Genomic DNA, 16386 nt, shown 5'->3' with positions numbered 1-16386 from the left:
CGTACGGGCGAACGGTCAGTCCAGCAGAGCGGCCGTGAACCCGTCGCGGTGGTCCCCGAGCCACTCCTGCACTCGGTCCCACCGACGCCAGCCACCGCGCTCGGCCAGCGTCCGGGTGTAGACGGGATCGCCGTCGGCCACGCGGTCGGCGACGAAGGCCCGGCAGGACGCGGTCGCCTGTTCGACGACCGCGGGCAGTTCGGCGCGCTCGTGCCGGGAGAGGCCGTAGCTGTCGGCGAGGATCCGCAGCCGTGTCGGGGCGTGCAGCCCGGCGGGGTAGAGGGCCGCCGCGGACACGGGGTCGAGCAGGGGGACCCAGTAGCGGGCGGCCATGGCGACGTCCCACAGGGGCCGGCCGGGCGCCGCCAGGTCGAAGTCGATGAGGGCCACGGCACGGCCGTCGCGGAACACCACGTTGTCCGGGCACACGTCGTTGTGGCACAGCATCGTCCCTCCCTCCGGGTCGGCCAGTGCCCGGGGCCATGCGGCGGAGGTGTCGACCGCGACGGCCGCGCAGGCCTCGTGCAGCCGCCGCAGCAGACCGCCCACCGACCTCAGCGCGCCTTCGGTCATCGCCCAGCGCGGAAATGGCGGCAGCGGGACGTCGCCCGGGACGTAGGTCAGCTGTTCACGGCCGTCCGGGGTGAGCCGGACCGGCCTCGGAGCCGCGTCAAAGCCGTGCTCCTCGAGCGCCCGGAGGTGGGCGTGGAGGGCGCGCGCGGTACACGGCGCCGGGCGGTCCACCAGGCCGCCGCGGCGGAACACCGCACCCGCGTTCACCATGCCGCCGGTCAGCACTTCACCGTCTCCCGCCCCGCCCTCGGCCGTCATACGGGTGACGTTACCGCCCGCCGTGATCCAATGGTGACGGCTCGGGACGCCCCGCGCCGGTCAAGGGTCAGCCGGGCGAAGGGGGACGCACCATGGACGCCGTCGCGGAAGCCGTGGGCTCGCAGATCTTCAGCGCGGTGGTGGCCGCCGCACTCACTGCTGTCATGGGCATGGTCCACTGGCCGGCGGTCCGCCGACTGCCCGCACGTCGCACATGGCGCTACGCGGGCGGAGGCGCTGCCCATCCACTTGCGCGGGGACGCCATCACCTGGGGAGACACCGCCTGCACCGGTGAGGTCACGGACGGCGATGTGAGCCGGGTCAGTGGCTACGTCGTCAGGGCACCGAACCCCCTCAACCCGGCCAAGCGGGTCGTACTGGTCGGGGGCTGGTCGACCTACGGCACCGTGGCCGCCGCCCGTTGGCTCGTGGAAAGCGGTGACGGCCGTTCCCTGGGGGCTGATGTCGCCGTGCTCGTGGAGGCCTCGGTTCTCCGCGACGGCCATGTCTGCGCACCGCGGCTCCTGCGCCAGGAGAACCTCGGCGGGTGAGGGGCCGGGGGGCGGCACGCCCGGCCGGACGCCGACGGGCGCCCCGGCCTGAGCCGGGGCGCCCGAGGTGACGCGGGCGGCGGAGCGACCGTCAGTGGTCGGTCGCCAGGTGGAGCTTGAGCAGGTCCACGCCGTAGTCGTTGCCGTTGGGGGTGCGGATGATGGTGTGGATGTGCTGCTGGGTGGGGGTTCCGCCGGGACCGCCACCGCCGGGGGCGCCGCCCGGGCTCGCCGAGGTGGAGGGGGAAGCGGAGGCGGAGGCGGACGGCGTGGCCGAGGCCGAACTGCCGTCCTCGTCCTCGTGGTACGCGAGCGGGGACTCGGCGTCGTACTCGATCAGCACGACCGGGCTGTGGACGCGGTAGTAGAACGCCGAGTCGTCCTCGTACTCGCCGATCCAGTAGAAGTACGTGTCGTCGAGGTGCTTCTCGATCTCCCGCAGCCGCACCCGCGCATGGCCCTCGTCCTGGTAGCCGACGTAGACCTCGACCAGGTCGAGCAGCAGCTGCTGCTGCTTGCGGTCGAGCTCGGAGCCCTTGAGGCCCGCGTACGGGATGACGGCGTTGTCCTGGCCGGCTCCGGCGATCAGGTCGGTACCGGTCTTCGCGGCGGTGGAGACCGCGGTGGCGAGCTGAGTGCTGTCCAGCGAGCGCAGCAGCTTGAGGCCGGCGGCGGTCTCCTCGCGGAAGAGGTGGTAGTCCACACCGTCGTAGGTGATCTTCGTCGGCTCGGAGCCCATGAAGGTCGGGGTCATCACGACCTGGTCGCCCAGGACGAAGTAGTTGATGACGAGGTGGTGGCCCTCGAACTGGAAGCCCCAGGCGTCCTTCGCCGACGGGGTGCCCATGACGGTGAACCAGTAGGCGTCCTCGTTGAGCGCCTTGGAGGTGTCGCCCGAGTACTCGCCGAGGAAGTGGTTGAGCTTGCGGATGCTGTTGGCCTGCTTGAGGCCGCGGGCCGACAGCGAGGACTTCAGCAGCTTCAGGGCGAGCGCGTACTGCTTCTCGGTGAGGTCGCGCAGGGCGACGCCCTCGCGGTCGTTGGAGTCGACGTTGGTCCAGTCCAGCCACTGGTCGGCGTCGACATCGAAGAGCGTGGCCGACTTCTGGTCGTCGGTGAGCGAGTCGACGAAGGCCTGCGCGGCGCGGATCACCGGGGTGGTGGAGACGCCGGTGGAGTGGATCGCGTACAGGTCGTCCAGGACGGTTCCGTCCGTGGTGACGCCGACGAAGTCGTCGTAGGCGATCGTCTGGCCGAAGCCGCCGCCGGCCGGCGGGCCCGAGGGCGACGCGCTCGCCGTCGCGTCGGTCGTCGACGTCGTCTCGGCGCCGGCCGTGGTGGCGGCGTAGCCGCCCATGACCGCGACGGCGGAGACGCCGCCGGCGAGCAGGGCCTTGTTCATGAACCACCGGCGTGAGCGGTGGGTTCCCGGGGTGCGGGGCTTGTGTCCATGGTTGGTGTCGTTCACATCGTCGACAATTTCGTCGATGATTAAAGGGAGCCTGGCAGCAACCTGTGTGCAGGATAGGAATTGTCGTGTCGGGTGTACACCAACGACCCGTGTCCGTAAGGGAATTGACGTGGCGCAGCGGCGAGGGCCTCCGCGGACGCCCCGGCGCCCGCCCCCCGCCGTGGCCGCAACACGGCGCGCCGTACGGCGACCTGACGGGCGCCACCGGGAACCAGCCCTGTCGTTCGATCACCCGTGGTTGACTGAGCCGCACCACCGTGCGGCCACCGCTCAGCTTCCTGTGCGGGGACCTGCCCACGGCGCCGGCGAGGGGAGATGACGGGCGTGAGGCTGCGCGGCGTCGGCAAACGCTACCGACGGCAGACGTGGGTTCTCACCGACGTGGACGTGGACCTGCCGCCCGGCGAGCTGATCGCGTTCAGCGGCGGCAACGGGTCGGGGAAGTCGACGCTCCTGCGGATCCTGGTCGGTGTGACGCGGCCGACCACGGGTCGGATACTGGACCGGCCTGCCCGGGTCGGCTACGTGCCCGACCGGTTCCCGCCCGACGAGCGGATGTCGGCGCACGGCTACCTGACCCACATGGGACGTGTCAGCGGCCTGCGGAGCGCGGCGGCGAGCCGACGCGCGGAAGAGTTGCTGGAGCGGCTCGCGCTCGTCGGCGGCGACGACACGCCTCTCGGCACGTTGTCCAAGGGAAACGCGCAGAAGGTCGCCCTGGCACAGGCGCTGATGGTTCCACCGCACCTGCTCGTCCTGGACGAGCCCTGGTCCGGGCTGGACAGCTCGGCGCACGGCGTCCTGGCGGAGATCATGAGAGAGACGACCGGAGCGGGCGGCACCGTCGTGTTCACCGACCACCGCGAGTCGGTGGTCCGGGCGAACGCCACACGGATCCACCGTGTCGCCGGGGGGAGGGTGACCCTCGACGAGGCTTCCGCGCGTGCGGCGCGGCCGAGCAGGACCCGGATCGTGTTCAAGGCACCCGTCGACGCGTACGGGATTCCCCGCACCGCGGACTGGCACGCCTTCACCGGCGTGGTCACCGCGCACACGGACGGCGCGTACGCCACGATCCATGCCACCAGCGCCCATGCCGACGACCTGGTCCTGGCCGCGCTGCGCGACGGATGGTCCCTGATCGAGGCGGGACCGGTGAGCATCCCTCGGGCCACGGTCCACGGCGGTACTCCGTGATCGCGCTGTTCCGCTACACGATGGCGGTCATGCTGCATTCCCAGCGCTACGTCCCGCCGCTGTTCCTCTTCGTCGCCGCGGCGTTCGTCTTCACCGGAAGTTCCGAGTCGGTGCCGGTGGTGGCGATCTACGGGCCCGTCGCGGGGGTGCTCTTCGTCACCTCGACCTGGCTGACCGTCGCGCTGGTCAACGCCGAGGAGCCCGTGCGGCGCGTCATCGCGGTGGTCCACGCCGGCCGGTCCACTCCGGTGCTCGTCGCGACCGTGCTGGTGGCCCTGGCCACGAGCCTGCTCGTGGCCGGCCTGCTGCTGTTCCTGCCGACGGTGTTGGGCGACCACGCGGTCACCACGGAAGACATCCTGGTCGGCGTGCTGGCCCAGCTGACGGGTGCGAGCACCGGCGTGGCGATCGGTCTGGTCGTCTCCCGCCTGGTGATGCGCCGCACCGGCTACTCGCTCGTCGCGGCCCTGGTGCTCATGTCGGTCCTCAGCTTCCCCCGGGGCCTCCCTCCGATCAACCGGCTGATCCGCCTGCTGTCGTACTCGCCGGACGCCCCCGACCTGCTGTCCTCGACGGCGGGGTGCGCGGCCGTCGCAGTGGCCCTGCTGATCGCGAGCGCCTGCGTCACCGGTGCCGTCGCCGATCGCCGGGACTGAACCTCTGGAGTTGCTCAAGACGTGCTTGGCGCACCTGCCCCGCCGGGCATGCCCCCCGCACCGGCGAACGGACAGTGACGGGGTGGAGACCATGGAATACCTGATCGTCGTGGGGATCGTCGTGCTCGCGGTGTGCGCGGCGGCGGCACGGACGGGCCGGGGCGGCGGGTCGTCGCGGGGACGGTCCCGGGGAGGCGACGGGGGAGGCGACGGGGGCGGGTGCGGGGGCGGCTGGTCCTGCGGGGGTGGCTCCTCCTGCGGAGGCGGCGGGGGCGACTGACCCCCGGGGCGGGCGCCGCACGAGGGTGCCGGCGTCGGTCGTGCGCCGACCGGCGTACGGCCCGCGCAACACGAAGAAGACCTCGCGCAGAAAGATCGGATAATTCGGCGACCTGTGGGGTAGGAAGGGTTCTGGGACGCCGCCCATGCTCGTGGAAGGCTCCCACATTCCACTCCAGCCGGGTGACCGGCGAGAACGAAGGACACAACAGCATGGCCAGCGGCACCGTGAAGTGGTTCAACGCCGAGAAGGGCTTCGGATTCATCGCCCAGGACGGCGGGGGGCCGGACGTCTTCGCGCACTACTCCAACATCTCCGGCAACGGCTACCGGGAGCTGGTAGAGGGGGAGGCGGTCACCTTCGACGTGACCCAGGGCCAGAAGGGCCCCCAGGCCGAGAACATCGTCCGCGGCTGACAGGGATCCCGGGCCCGGGGCTCTCACCCACGAGAGCCCGGGTTCGGCTCCCGTCCCGCGACAGGACGCCCAGGATGTGAAGGGGTCCGGCAGCAGCCGGGCCCCTTGATCGCGTTCCGCCCCGTGCCGGTGCCGTCCCGTCCGACGCCCATGCCGGGAGACGATCAGCCGGTCACGGTGGACGCGGGTGTCGACGTACCCGTACCCGCGGACGGGGAGCTCCGGACCGTCGGCGCGGTGATCCTGGACGACCGGGGCGAGGCCTTCGCCCGGAGACGCAGCGCCGGCCGGCGCCTCTTCCCCGACACCTGGGCACGGGGGCCTCGGCCTACGTCGGTGACGGCGCCAACCGCTGGCCCGCGGTGCACCGGCTCGACGCCGCTCCCCTGTTCCGGCTGGCCCTGGAGACCGCGCCCGCCGGCAGCCGGCTGCACGCCGTCGCCGACGAGGGCGTCCCCTTCCGTGACATCGCCACCGTCATCGGACGCCACCTGGACCTCCCGGTGGTCGGCCTGTCCGGCGACGAGGCCGACGCGCACTTCGGCCGGCTCCGCCACTTCGCCGGAATCGACCTCCCCGCGTCCAGCGCCCTGACCCGGCAGCGGACGGGATGGCAGCCGGTCCGTCCCGGCCTCGTGACGGACCTCGAGGAGGGCCACTACTTCACGGCCTGACGCCACCTGCCCTCCCCGCCGGCGCCGCCCGGCGGGGAGACCGGCCCACCACCGCGTCCGGGGCGGTCCCGTTCAGGCGCGGTCCGACGACCGCGCCTCACGGTTCCTGACCGGTCTGGTCACCTGCTTCGCCACGCACGACGGGATCCCTTCCGTCCCGCTCGCCGCCAGGCGCCGGTAGGCGCTGGGGGACATGCCGACCAGTTCGCTGAAGCGCGTGCTGAAGGTGCCCAGCGACGCGCAGCCGACCGCGAAGCAGACCTCGGTGACGCTGAGTTCGCCCCGGCGCAGCAACGCCATCGCCCGCTCGATCCGGCGCGTCATCAGGTAGGAGTACGGCGATTCCCCGTAGGCGAGGCGGAACTCGCGGCTGAGATGGCCCGCCGACATGTTCACGCCGCGGGCCAGTGCCTCGACGTCCAGCGGCTGCGCGTACTCCCGGTCGATGCGGTCGCGGACGCGGCGCAGCAGCGCGAGGGTGCGCAGGTGCGGAGCCGCGGCGGGTCTGCTGGTCACCCACGCGATCCTGCCACACACGACGGTGGGGCAGCAGGGCCGCGGCCACCCTGCTCTCCCACCGTCGCGGGGCCTGTCCCCCAGCCGTCGCGGACGCCTGTCCCCCAGCCGTCGGGGGCGGCTGTCGCCCAGCCGTCGGGGGCGGCTGTCGCCCAGCCGTCGGGGGCGGCTGTCGCCTACCGTCGCGGGTGCCCCGGTCAGGCGCCCACGTAGGCCGCGAGGTGCTCGCCGGTGAGGGTGGAGCGGGCGGCGACGAGGTCGGCGGGGGCGCCCTCGAAGACGATCCGGCCGCCGTCGTGGCCGGCGCCGGGACCGAGGTCGATGATCCAGTCCGCGTGTGCCATGACCGCCTGGTGGTGTTCGATGACGATGACCGACTTGCCCGAGTCGACCAGCCGGTCCAGCAGTCCGAGCAACTGCTCGACGTCGGCGAGGTGGAGGCCGGTGGTCGGCTCGTCGAGGACGTAGATGCCGCCCTTCTCACCCATGTGCGTGGCCAGCTTGAGCCGCTGCCGCTCGCCGCCGGACAGCGTGGTGAGCGGCTGGCCGAGGGTGAGGTAGCCGAGCCCGACGTCGGCGAGCCGTTCGAGGACGCGGTGCGCGGCCGGAGTACGCGCCTCGCCGGTGGCGAAGAACTCCTCCGCCTCCGTCACCGGCATCGCCAGCACCTCGCTGATGTCACGGCCGCCGAGGCGGTACTCCAGCACCGAGGCCTGGAACCGCCTCCCGTCGCACTCCTCGCAGGTGGTGGCGACGCCGGCCATCATCGCCAGGTCGGTGTAGATGACGCCCGCGCCGTTGCAGTTCGGGCAGGCTCCCTCGGAGTTGGCGCTGAACAGCGCCGGCTTCACGCCGTTGGCCTTGGCGAACGCCTTGCGGATCGGGTCGAGGAGCCCGGTGTACGTCGCCGGGTTGGAGCGGCGCGAGCCGCGGATCGGGGCCTGGTCCACCGAGACCACGCCCGCCGAGGCCGGCACGGAGCCGCGGACGAGCGAGCTCTTGCCCGAGCCGGCCACGCCCGTGACCACGCACAGCACGCCGAGCGGGATGTCGACGTCGACGTCGCGCAGGTTGTGCGTCGACGCGCCGCGGATCTCCAGTGCGCCGGTGGGCTCGCGCACCGTCTTCTTCAGCGCCGCCCGGTCGTCGAGGTGGCGGCCGGTGACCGTGCCGCTCGCCCGCAGCCCTTCGACGGTGCCCTCGAAACAGACGGTGCCGCCCGCCGTACCCGCCCCGGGCCCGAGGTCCACCACGTGGTCGGCGATCGCGATCGCCTCCGGCTTGTGCTCCACGACGAGCACCGTGTTCCCCTTGTCCCGCAGGCGCAGCAGCAGGCCGTTCATCCGCTGGATGTCGTGCGGGTGCAAGCCGATGGTGGGCTCGTCGAAGACGTAGGTGACGTCGGTGAGCGAGGACCCGAGGTGGCGGATCATCTTCACCCGCTGTGCCTCGCCGCCCGACAGCGTGCCCGACGGCCGGTCCAGCGAGAGGTAGCCGAGGCCGATCTCCGTGAACGAGTCGAGGGTGTGCTGGAGCGCCGTGAGCAGCGGCGCCACCGACGGATCCGACAGGCCGCGGACCCAGTCGGCCAGGTCGCTGATCTGGAGGGCGCAGGCGTCGGCGATGTTGAGCTCCCCGATCCGCGACGAGCGGGCGAGTTCGCTCAGCCGGGTGCCGTCGCACTCGGGACAGTCGGCGAAGGTCACCGCCCGGTCCACGAACGCCCGGATGTGCGGCTGCATCGCCTCCCGGTCCTTGGAGAGCATCGACTTCTGGAGCTTGGGGATCAGCCCCTCGTAGGTGAGGTTGACGCCGTTGATCTTCACCTTGGTCGGCTCGCGGTAGAGGAAGTCGTGCCGCTCCCTCTTGGTGTACTCGCGGATCGGCTTGCGCCGGTCGAAGAAGCCCGACTCGGTGATGACCCGCACCACCCAGCCGTCCCCGGTGTAGGTGGGGATGGTGAACGGGTCCTCGGAGAGCGACTTGGAGTCGTCGAAGAGCTGGGTGAGGTCGATGTCGGTGACCGTTCCCCGGCCTTCGCAGTGCGTGCACATGCCGCCGGTCCGGCTGAAGGTCACCTTCTCGGTCCGGGTCTTCTCGGATCCGCGGTCGACCGTGTACCCACCGCTCGCGGAGACCGAGGCGACGTTGAAGGAGTACGCGCCGGGCGGGCCGATGTGCGGCGTGCCGAGCCGGCTGAAGAGGATGCGCAGCATCGCGTTGGCGTCGGTGACGGTGCCGACCGTGGAGCGGGGGTCGGCGCCCAGCCGCTGCTGGTCGACGATGATCGCGGTCGTCAGCCCTTCGAGGACGTCGACCTCGGGCCGCGCCGGCGTGGGCATGAAGCCCTGGACGAAGGCGCTGTAGGTCTCGTTGATCAGCCGCTGGGACTCGGCGGCGATCGTGTCGAACACCAGCGAGCTCTTGCCCGAGCCGGAGACACCGGTGAACACCGTCAGCCGGCGTTTGGGGATCTCGACGTCGACGTCCTTGAGGTTGTTCTCACGGGCCCCGTGGACGCGGATCAGTTCGTGGCTGTCGGCGGCGTGCGGCGCGGGCGACTGCTGGTTCGCCGTCGTGGCCTTGCTCATCGTGGTCTTCTCCCTCTGTCGGGCGGGGCCGTCGTCGCGGCCTCGCCCCGGCTCGCCCGGTTCCGTCCGCGGTCATGCTAGGTGGGGCGCGACTCCGGCTGCTTCTCGATTCCTGACCGGTCCGCTCCTCCCGGTCCGCTCCTCCCTCTCCGCTCCACCCGGTCCGGTCCTCCCGGTCCGCTCTCCTCCCTCTCCGCTCCACCCGGTCCACTCCACCCGGTCCGCTCTCCTCCCGGTCCGCTCCTGCCGGTCCGCTCCACCCGGTCCGCGCGGTGCGGCGGCCGCGTCGCGCCGGGTGTGGCTCGCGCCGGTCGGTGCCGGGCGGTGCCGGGCGGCCCCCGGGTGTCAGACCGGTGTGCCGCCGCCCGCCGTGCGCAACCGGTCCAGCAGCGCCTTCTCGGCGACGCTCGTGTCGCCGTCGTTCCACATCCCGGTGAACGGGACGGTCCGCAGCCGCCGCCCCTCCGGGTCGAGGATGTGCCCGGCGTGCTTGAGCCGCCACAGGGTGACCGCCCGGTCGGCGACGGTGAGGTCGGGGAAGCGCTGCACGAGCGCCGCCTCGAACGGCTGGATGTCGCCCACCGACCGCAGCCACACGGTGAACAGCAGATTGTGCGGACCGGTCAGCGTGGCGCACAGACGTGTCTCCCGCATCCCGGAGAGCTGCGCCGTGACGCGCGCCGTCTCGGCAGCCGGGACGGCGCCCCACAGGGTGGCGCTCACCGGCCAGCCCGAGACCGAGCGCGCCGCCTCGCAGCGGTACGCGATGGCGTTCGCCGCCTCCAGCCTCGCCAGCCGCCGCCGTACGGTGGCGGCGCTCAGGCCGCTTCGTTCGGCGAGGCGGCTGACGCTCTGCCGGCAGTCCTCCCCGAGCAGCAGGACGAGGTCGAGGTCGGCCGGGCCGAGGGTCGCGGCGGGGGCGGCGGGGCGGGCCCGCGGGCCGTCCGGTCTGCCGCTCTCCTTCAGCCGGTCCAGACGCCATCGGCTGCCCTCGGTGTGCAGGGCGGTCGCGATCTGGGTGCGGGTCGCGGCGATGCCCGGCAGTGCTCCGAGGCGGAAGCCGACGTAGCGGGCCAGTTGGGTCTGGCTGCGGAACACCGCCGTCAGCAGGAGGTCGCGGGAGCCCGTGGCGTGTTCGATGTTGAACAGGGCTGCGTCGTCCACCAAGTGCTCGCAGACCGTGTGCAGCCGGCCGGGCTCGCAGTCGACCTCGATGAACGCCACGATCAGCTCTCCCGTGGCGGCCGGGGACGGATGGCAGCCGAGCCAGGCCAGTCCCGCGTCGGTGAGCCGGGCCCAGCGCCGCGCCGCCGTCGTGGCGTCCACGTCCAGCAGGGCGCCGATCCGCTGCCAGTCGGCCCGGGGCTCGTGCTGGAGGGCGGTGATCAGCAGGTAGTCGATCTCGTCGAGCACACCGTCCCCCTTCTCACGCCGGGCCGGAGCGGCCCATGAACCGGCCACGGCCGATTCCTGCGAATGATCTTGGTGAATTGCCTCATCACTGCGTTGCCGGCCGAGCGTGCGGGCGGTGAGCGCACGATACACGCCATGTTCCAGCATGCTGACGCCACCGCCCTCGCCGACGAGCTGACCGAACTGCGCCGCCGGCTGCACCGTGACCCCGAACTCGGCCTCGACCTTCCCCGTACGCAGGGCAGGGTCCTCGAAGCCCTGGAAGGCCTGCCCCTGGAGATCACGACCGGCCGGGGACTGACTTCCGTCACGGCCGTCCTGCGCGGCGGGCGGCCCGGTCCCGCCGTACTGCTGCGCGCCGACATGGACGCGCTGCCGGTCACCGAGGACACCGGTCTGCCGTACGCCTCCGAGAACCCCGGGGTCATGCACGCCTGCGGTCACGACCTGCACACCGCCGGGCTCGTCGGTGCGGCCCGCCTGCTGGCCGCGCACCGCGAGGAGCTGGCGGGCGACGTGGTCTTCATGTTCCAGCCCGGCGAGGAGGGCGACGGCGGGGCCCGGATCATGATCGAGGAGGGGGTCCTGGACGCGGCCGGCTCCCGCGTCGTCGCGGCCTACGGCCTGCACGTGTTCTCCACCCAGGTCCCCAAGGGCATCGTCGCCACCCGCCCCGGCACCCTGCTGGCCGCCAGCGACACCTTCGACGTCACCGTCACCGGCCGCGGCGGCCACGGATCCATGCCGCATCTGACCCGTGACCCGGTCGTCGCCGCCTGCGACATGGTCACCGCGCTCCAGACCCGGATCGCCCGCGAGATCGACGTGCACGACCCGGCCGTGATCACCGTGGGCGTCTTCCACGCGGGCACCGCCCGCAACGTGGTGCCCGGCACCGCCGAGTTCAGCGCCACCGTACGGACCTACTCGGACGCCGTCCGGGACCAGGTCCAGGCCCTGGTGGAGCGCACGCTGCGGGGTGTGGCCGCCGCCCACGACGTCGACGTGCGCGTCGACTACAGCCGTCAGTACCCGGCCACGGTCAACCCTCCCGCCGAGGCGGCGTTCGCGCTCGGCACGGCGCTCGACCTGTTCGGGCCGACCCGCGTCTTCGAAGCGCCCCGGCCCGTCTCCGGGTCGGAGGACTTCTCCTTCGTGCTGCAACAGGTCCCCGGCGCCTTCCTCGCCGTCGGCGCCTGCCCGCCCGACCGCGACCCGGCCACCGCGCCCGTCAACCACTCACCGCAGGCCGTGTACGACGACGGCGTACTGCCCGACCAGGCGCTGCTGCTGGCCACCCTCGCCGCCCGGCGCCTGGCCCTGCACCGGCCGGGGACAGCCGCCGACCCGGCCGCCCCCGGTGCCACCGCGCTGCTACCCGCCCCGCCGGCCACCGGCACCGCCGCGGCCACGACCACCGCCGGGGAGGGCGCGTGACCGACACCGCCGCCGCGCCGGGCGGACCGGCGGCGGCCCCTCCCGCCGGGCCCGCGGCCTCCGCCCGGACGGTCGTGGGGCTGCTCGTCCTGTTCGAGCTCATGAGCGGGTTCCTGCAGACCGGCATCGCCCCCCTGCTGCCCGACCTCGGCGACCACCACGGGGTCGGCGACTCCGCCGTCAACTGGGTGATCTCCGTGCAGCTGCTCTCCGGAGCGGTCCTCGTGCCGGTCTTCGGCCGGCTCGGCGACCTCCACGGCCACCGCCGGATGCTGCGCGTCGCCCTCGTCTCGGTCGCGGCCGGCACCCTGCTGCTCGCCCTGGCCCCGAACTTCACCGCCCTGCTGCTCGCGCGCGTCCTCCAGGGAGCGCTCGTCGCGCTGCTCCCGCTGGAGATCGCGCTCGTCAGGAACCGGCTCCCGGTCGAGCAGGCCCGGGCCGCCATCGCCCGCCTGGTCGGCGCCCTCACCCTCGGCAGCCTCGTCGGCGCCGTCGCGATGGGCGCGATCAGCCAGGCCGTGGCCGACCTCCGGCTGGTGCTGCTGGTGCCCGCGCTCCTGGCGCTGGCGTGCGTGCCCGTGGCGTTCTGGCGCATCCCCGAGAGCGTGCCGCGCACGGCCGGCGGCCCCGACTGGCCCGGCGCGTGCCTGCTCGGCGCCGCGCTGGTCACCCTGCTCGCGGGGGTGTCGCGCGCCGAGCACGGCGGCTGGCTCTCGGCGCAGGTCCTGCTGCCGCTCCTGGCCTGCGCGGTCCTGGCCGGTGTCTGGGTACGGGTCGAACTGCGCACCGAGGACCCGCTGGTGGACCTGCGGGCCCTGCGCGGACGCGCCGTGGCGCCCTTCTACCTGACCTCGTTCTTCTTCGGCGTCCTGTACTTCGGCAGCCAGTCCCCGAACGCCACCTTCCTCGCCGCCGACGCCGGCACCGACGGCTACGGCTTCGGTCTGCACGCCCTGGCCATCTCCCTGGTCGGTCTGCCCGCCACGCTCGCCGCTCTCGCCACCTCCAGCTGCACCGCCCTGATCGCCCGGCGCATCGGCTACCGCCCCACCCTGATCGCCGCGTTCTCCCTGATCACCGCCGGGTTCGTGGCCCTGGCGGTCCTGCACGACGCGCTCTGGCAGGTCGTGGCCGCCCTGCTGCTGTGCGGTACGGGCACCGGCGCGGCGCTCGGCGCCATGCCCACGGTCATCGTCGAGGCCACGCCCGTGGACCGCACGGGGGTCGCCTCCGCGCTGTACAACAACGCCAAGACCGTCGGCGGCGCGGTCGCGGGCGGTGCCATCGCCTCCCTGCTGGCCTCGGCGACGCCCCTCGGCGGGGCCACGCCGAGCGAGGGCGGCTACACCGCGGTCTGGGCGATGTGCGCCGTCTTCGGCCTGGCGGCGGTGATCGCGGTGGCCCTGGGGCGTGTATCGAATGTGCTGGTCACAACCACTCGTTGAGGGCCGCGACAAGGACGGTCGCCTCGTAGCGGACCGCGAGCGCTTGTCGTGTCTCGTGGCGACGGCACGGTGCCTTCTGAGGCGATTGACGCCACACTCGACCGCGTGCCGGGCCTTGTGGTCCTCGGCCTCGGACTTGGGTGGCCGGCCGCCGCCCGGGCCATGCTTCGTGCGGTTGCGGGCCTGGTCGGCCTTGTCCGGGATGGTGCAGCGGATGCCGCGTCGGCGCAGGTAGGCACGGTTCCTGCGGGAGGCGTACGCCTTGTCGGCGCGAGCCCGGTCAGGCCGGGCCCGCGGCCGCCCCGAACCTCGGCGGGCGACGCGGACCTTGTTCAGGACGGGCTCGAACTGCGGGGAGTCGCCTCACTGTCCGGCGGTGATCACGACGGACATGGGCCGCCGGCCCTGCTCGGCGGCGAGATGGAGCTTGGTGGTCAAGCCACCGCGCGACCGTCCGAGGCCGTGGCCGTCCGGCTCGACGGTGATGCCGCCGGGCGGCTCTTTCTGCAGGTCCCCTTCTTCCGCGCCCCGGCGGCATGGCGACTCCGTCAGGAACGATGCTGGGGAGCAGTGGGCTGGGCCGCCAACCGATGAGTCAGGAGACCGCTCATGGCGCGCACACCGTGGCCGATCGCGCGCTCGTCGGCCGCGAACTCAGGAGAGTGCGGCGCACCGTTGATCCCCGAATCGGCGTCTGCGACGCCGAGGTAGAGCTGCGCGCCTGGAGCCTCGTTGAGGAACAGCGCGAAGTCCTCACAGTTGTAGGGCCACGATGCACGGGCCCACAGGACGGACTCCGGCCCCATCGCCGTGCTCAGGTGGTCGCCGGCCGCCGTGCTGAGCTCCGCGGAGTTCACCAGGGCGGGGAACGGGACGTCCTGGAACTCGGTGTGTCCGCCGGCGGCCACCGCAAGCTGCTCGACCTGCGCGCGTACTTCCGGCAGTCGTTCCTGCGGCCAGACGCGCAGCAGGATGCCGACGACCGGCTGCCCGCCAGACCCTGGTTCGATCCACGTGGCGACGGACACGGATTCTTGCTTGTACGCGGCCACTTCGGGATCCAGCAGGGCATGGAAGCCCGCGTGGTACTCGGCGAGGTTCTGCGGGAAGCCGACCGTGCCGAGTTCCGCGACCTCGGCTGCGACGGCGGCCGCCGCGTCCTCGCCACCCGGAAGTAGGATCCGGATCTGGTCGAGCCCGGGCAGCCCATGGCCCGGGGACACCGCGATGGTGCCCGTGGGGAACGGGCTGCAGTGCAGTGCGTAGAACTCGCGCGGCGCGAGCCGCTGCACCAGCCCCGTGTCCAGCATCGCGCGTGCGCCCTGCAGGGGCTCCTCGGCCGGCTGGAACACGAACACCACCCGCCCACGTACCTGCTCGGAGCACTGGGCCAGCTTCCTCGCCACGCCGACACCGATCGCGGTGTGCAGGTCGTGCCCGCACAGGTGCGCGACACCAGGGACGCGCGAGGCGAAGCCCTCGTCATGCATCCGGCCCGAGAGCGGGAACGGCAGGATATTCCTCGTCACGTCCACGGCGTCCATGTCCGCCCGGTACGCCACCGTCGGGCCGTCCGCAGAACCGTCGAGCACGGCGACGACCCCGTGCCCGCCGACGCCGGTCGTCACTTCCAGCCCCGCCGCACGCAACTGCTCCGCGACCAGCCCGGCTGTCTCCCGCTCCTCGCCCGCGAGTTCGGGTCGGCGATGGATCTCCCGGCGGAGCTCGATCAGTTCCTCATCCAATGGCATGAAGACAAGATCGTGAAGCTGAGCACCGGCAGGCAACCGATTTGTCGGAGCGCAGTCGCGGGAGGACACCAGCGACCGCCGAAGTGGGGCGGGGGCTCGTCGGACGTCGAGGACAGGGCTCGGAGCGCAACTGCGTGCAGCTGTGCATCCCGTCCTGGCACGCGCTCGACTCCCGCCACTGGGGCGAGGCCGGGCAGCTGGCGCCGGCGGACCTCGCCCGGCTCCTGGGCGTGTACGCGTCGAGGGTGAAAGGAGATCGCCGCTGAGGCGCTCAAGGAGGTGTACTTCCAGGACGACGGCCGCCGTGCCGGGGAGCTGGAAGAGGTGCGTTTCACGGACATCGAGCACTTGGAGTTCGACCTGTAGGCGCTGCTCCCCGAACAGCCTGTGAGCCCGGACTGGTGACTGAGCGCTTCAGTCGGCCGGTGGGTGCGATACCTGGCCAGTTGTGCAACATCACGTGCGCAGTCAGGAAGGGCGAGACGTCGAGGGCTTGCGGTGACGCCCTCAGCGATCAGCGGGACAGTCCGGGGCGACGAGGCGGCGTACGGCATCAGTGATCGTTGCGCGCTGACGTGCGGGTGGGACCAGGACGTTGACGTCCTCCGTCTGGTGCTGCCACATGTTCGCGAGCGCCAGAACGAGCGCCAGGATCTCCGCGGCCGGCTTGTCCCGCCGGACGCTGCCGCGTTGCTGGGCGGCCTCGATAGAGGCGATCTTGTCCTGCATCGAGCGGGCCACGATGTCGGGCGCCGGCCGTTCAGCGCTTTCCAGTGCGTACCACGTGAGGAAGCGCATGACCTGGGGGTGCTGCTGCCCGGCGTCGTGCAGGCGGCCGGCGTATTCGGCCAGGTCGTCGGCGTCGACAGGGACCGCGTTCACAGTCTGCTCGGCGATCGCTTCGTAGACGGCCTCGAACAGGCCCTCCTTGCCGGCGGCGAAGGAGTACACCAGGCCAGGGCTGATGCCGGCCCGTTTTGCGAGCCGGTCCACGCGGGCTCCTGCCACGCCGAACTCGGCGAACTCGGCGAGAGCGGCTTCCATCAGCTGCCGGCGCTTGCGGTCGGGGTCACGTGTTGCCATGCACTCAGCCTTTCTAATGAACGTTCATTTGACAACTCGGATCGACGTCCGCATGCTGACTGAAGTAAATGAA

General features: G+C 72.3%; 14 protein-coding genes and 2 pseudogenes. 9 read left to right on the top strand and 7 right to left on the bottom strand.

What is annotated here, in order from left to right:
* Positions 1-15: 15 nt before the first annotated feature.
* Complete coding sequence (locus ACIP67_RS02195; RefSeq protein WP_401686006.1) at positions 16-831, bottom strand: phosphotransferase; 816 nt, start codon at positions 829-831, stop codon at positions 16-18.
* A 312-nt stretch (positions 832-1143) separates the two neighbouring features.
* On the opposite strand from ACIP67_RS02195, the gene ACIP67_RS02190 reads away from it, so the two are divergent.
* The gene (locus ACIP67_RS02190) at positions 1144-1383 is read left to right on the top strand and encodes a hypothetical protein (protein ID WP_401686003.1); all 240 of its coding nucleotides are present in this window, start codon (positions 1144-1146) and stop codon (positions 1381-1383) included.
* A 91-nt stretch (positions 1384-1474) separates the two neighbouring features.
* Here the strand turns inward: ACIP67_RS02190 and ACIP67_RS02185 are convergent, their stop codons facing one another.
* Positions 1475-2851 (bottom strand): DUF3500 domain-containing protein, encoded by a 1377-nt coding sequence (locus ACIP67_RS02185; protein WP_401686001.1) that lies wholly within the window; start codon positions 2849-2851, stop codon positions 1475-1477.
* 318 nt (positions 2852-3169) lie between these two features.
* On the opposite strand from ACIP67_RS02185, the gene ACIP67_RS02180 reads away from it, so the two are divergent.
* The 4 genes and pseudogenes from ACIP67_RS02180 to ACIP67_RS02165 form a co-directional block, all read left to right on the top strand.
* Complete coding sequence (locus tag ACIP67_RS02180; RefSeq protein ID WP_401685999.1) at positions 3170-4051, top strand: ATP-binding cassette domain-containing protein; 882 nt, start codon at positions 3170-3172, stop codon at positions 4049-4051.
* Positions 4052-4080: 29 nt separating this feature from the next.
* Positions 4081-4707 carry a hypothetical protein gene (locus ACIP67_RS02175; RefSeq protein ID WP_401685996.1) on the top strand — a complete coding sequence of 209 codons (627 nt, stop codon included), beginning with the start codon at positions 4081-4083 and terminating at the stop codon, positions 4705-4707.
* Between the two features lie 492 nt (positions 4708-5199).
* Positions 5200-5403, top strand: a complete 204-nt coding sequence (locus ACIP67_RS02170) for a cold-shock protein (protein WP_073499692.1) — start codon at positions 5200-5202, stop codon at positions 5401-5403.
* Positions 5404-5720: 317 nt separating this feature from the next.
* Positions 5721-6077, top strand: a pseudogene (locus ACIP67_RS02165) (3-beta hydroxysteroid dehydrogenase); the annotation flags it as partial.
* A gap of 72 nt (positions 6078-6149) precedes the next feature.
* Here the strand turns inward: ACIP67_RS02165 and ACIP67_RS02160 are convergent.
* The 3 genes from ACIP67_RS02160 to ACIP67_RS02150 form a co-directional block, all read right to left on the bottom strand.
* On the bottom strand, positions 6150-6593 hold the full coding sequence (locus ACIP67_RS02160) for a helix-turn-helix transcriptional regulator (protein ID WP_401685993.1): 444 nt from the start codon (positions 6591-6593) through the stop codon (positions 6150-6152).
* Between the two features lie 197 nt (positions 6594-6790).
* Entirely contained in the window at positions 6791-9184 is a 2394-nt protein-coding gene (locus ACIP67_RS02155; RefSeq protein WP_401685991.1) for an ATP-binding cassette domain-containing protein, read from the bottom strand.
* 345 nt (positions 9185-9529) lie between these two features.
* Positions 9530-10645 carry an Lrp/AsnC family transcriptional regulator gene (locus tag ACIP67_RS02150; RefSeq protein WP_401685988.1) on the bottom strand — a complete coding sequence of 372 codons (1116 nt, stop codon included), beginning with the start codon at positions 10643-10645 and terminating at the stop codon, positions 9530-9532.
* Between the two features lie 87 nt (positions 10646-10732).
* Here ACIP67_RS02150 and ACIP67_RS02145 point away from each other — a divergent pair, with 87 nt between their 5' ends.
* Positions 10733-12034, top strand: a complete 1302-nt coding sequence (locus tag ACIP67_RS02145; protein ID WP_401685985.1) for a M20 family metallopeptidase — start codon at positions 10733-10735, stop codon at positions 12032-12034.
* Positions 12031-13479: an MFS transporter gene (locus ACIP67_RS02140; RefSeq protein ID WP_401685983.1), complete on the top strand. Its 1449-nt coding sequence runs from the start codon at positions 12031-12033 to the stop codon at positions 13477-13479. Before ACIP67_RS02145 ends, ACIP67_RS02140 begins: the two co-directional genes overlap by 4 nt.
* A 548-nt stretch (positions 13480-14027) precedes the next feature.
* Here ACIP67_RS02140 and ACIP67_RS02135 read toward each other — a convergent pair.
* Entirely contained in the window at positions 14028-15299 is a 1272-nt protein-coding gene (locus tag ACIP67_RS02135) for a M20 family metallopeptidase (protein WP_401685980.1), read from the bottom strand.
* A gap of 65 nt (positions 15300-15364) precedes the next feature.
* On the opposite strand from ACIP67_RS02135, the gene ACIP67_RS02130 reads away from it, so the two are divergent.
* Positions 15365-15496, top strand: a complete 132-nt coding sequence (locus ACIP67_RS02130; protein ID WP_401686819.1) for a hypothetical protein — start codon at positions 15365-15367, stop codon at positions 15494-15496.
* Positions 15480-15596, top strand: a pseudogene (locus ACIP67_RS02125) (XRE family transcriptional regulator); the annotation flags it as partial. The gene ACIP67_RS02130 and the pseudogene ACIP67_RS02125, both read left to right, overlap by 17 nt.
* A 141-nt stretch (positions 15597-15737) precedes the next feature.
* Here ACIP67_RS02125 and ACIP67_RS02120 read toward each other — a convergent pair.
* Positions 15738-16313, bottom strand: coding sequence for a TetR family transcriptional regulator (locus ACIP67_RS02120; RefSeq protein WP_401685977.1), 576 nt, complete (start codon positions 16311-16313; stop codon positions 15738-15740).
* Positions 16314-16386 lie beyond the last annotated feature (73 nt).

The sequence above is a fragment of the Streptomyces sp. NPDC088812 genome (assembly GCF_044750285.1).
Taxonomy (GTDB): Bacteria; Actinomycetota; Actinomycetes; order Streptomycetales; family Streptomycetaceae; genus Streptomyces.
The sequence above is the reverse complement of the archived record's forward strand: the minus strand, read 5'-3'. Positions and strand labels throughout refer to the sequence as shown.

Bases quoted from the DNA above. Each gene is read 5' to 3' on its own strand.
- ACIP67_RS02175 (WP_401685996.1), top strand. From the start codon at position 4,081: ATGCTGCATTCCCAGCGCTACGTCCCGCCGCTGTTCCTCTTCGTCGCC.
- ACIP67_RS02145 (WP_401685985.1), top strand. From the start codon at position 10,733: ATGTTCCAGCATGCTGACGCCACCGCCCTCGCCGACGAGCTGACCGAA.
- ACIP67_RS02120 (WP_401685977.1), bottom strand. From the start codon at position 16,313: ATGGCAACACGTGACCCCGACCGCAAGCGCCGGCAGCTGATGGAAGCC.
- ACIP67_RS02195 (WP_401686006.1), bottom strand. From the start codon at position 831: ATGACGGCCGAGGGCGGGGCGGGAGACGGTGAAGTGCTGACCGGCGGC.
- ACIP67_RS02155 (WP_401685991.1), bottom strand. From the start codon at position 9,184: ATGAGCAAGGCCACGACGGCGAACCAGCAGTCGCCCGCGCCGCACGCC.
- ACIP67_RS02180 (WP_401685999.1), top strand. From the start codon at position 3,170: ATGACGGGCGTGAGGCTGCGCGGCGTCGGCAAACGCTACCGACGGCAG.
- ACIP67_RS02170 (WP_073499692.1), top strand. From the start codon at position 5,200: ATGGCCAGCGGCACCGTGAAGTGGTTCAACGCCGAGAAGGGCTTCGGA.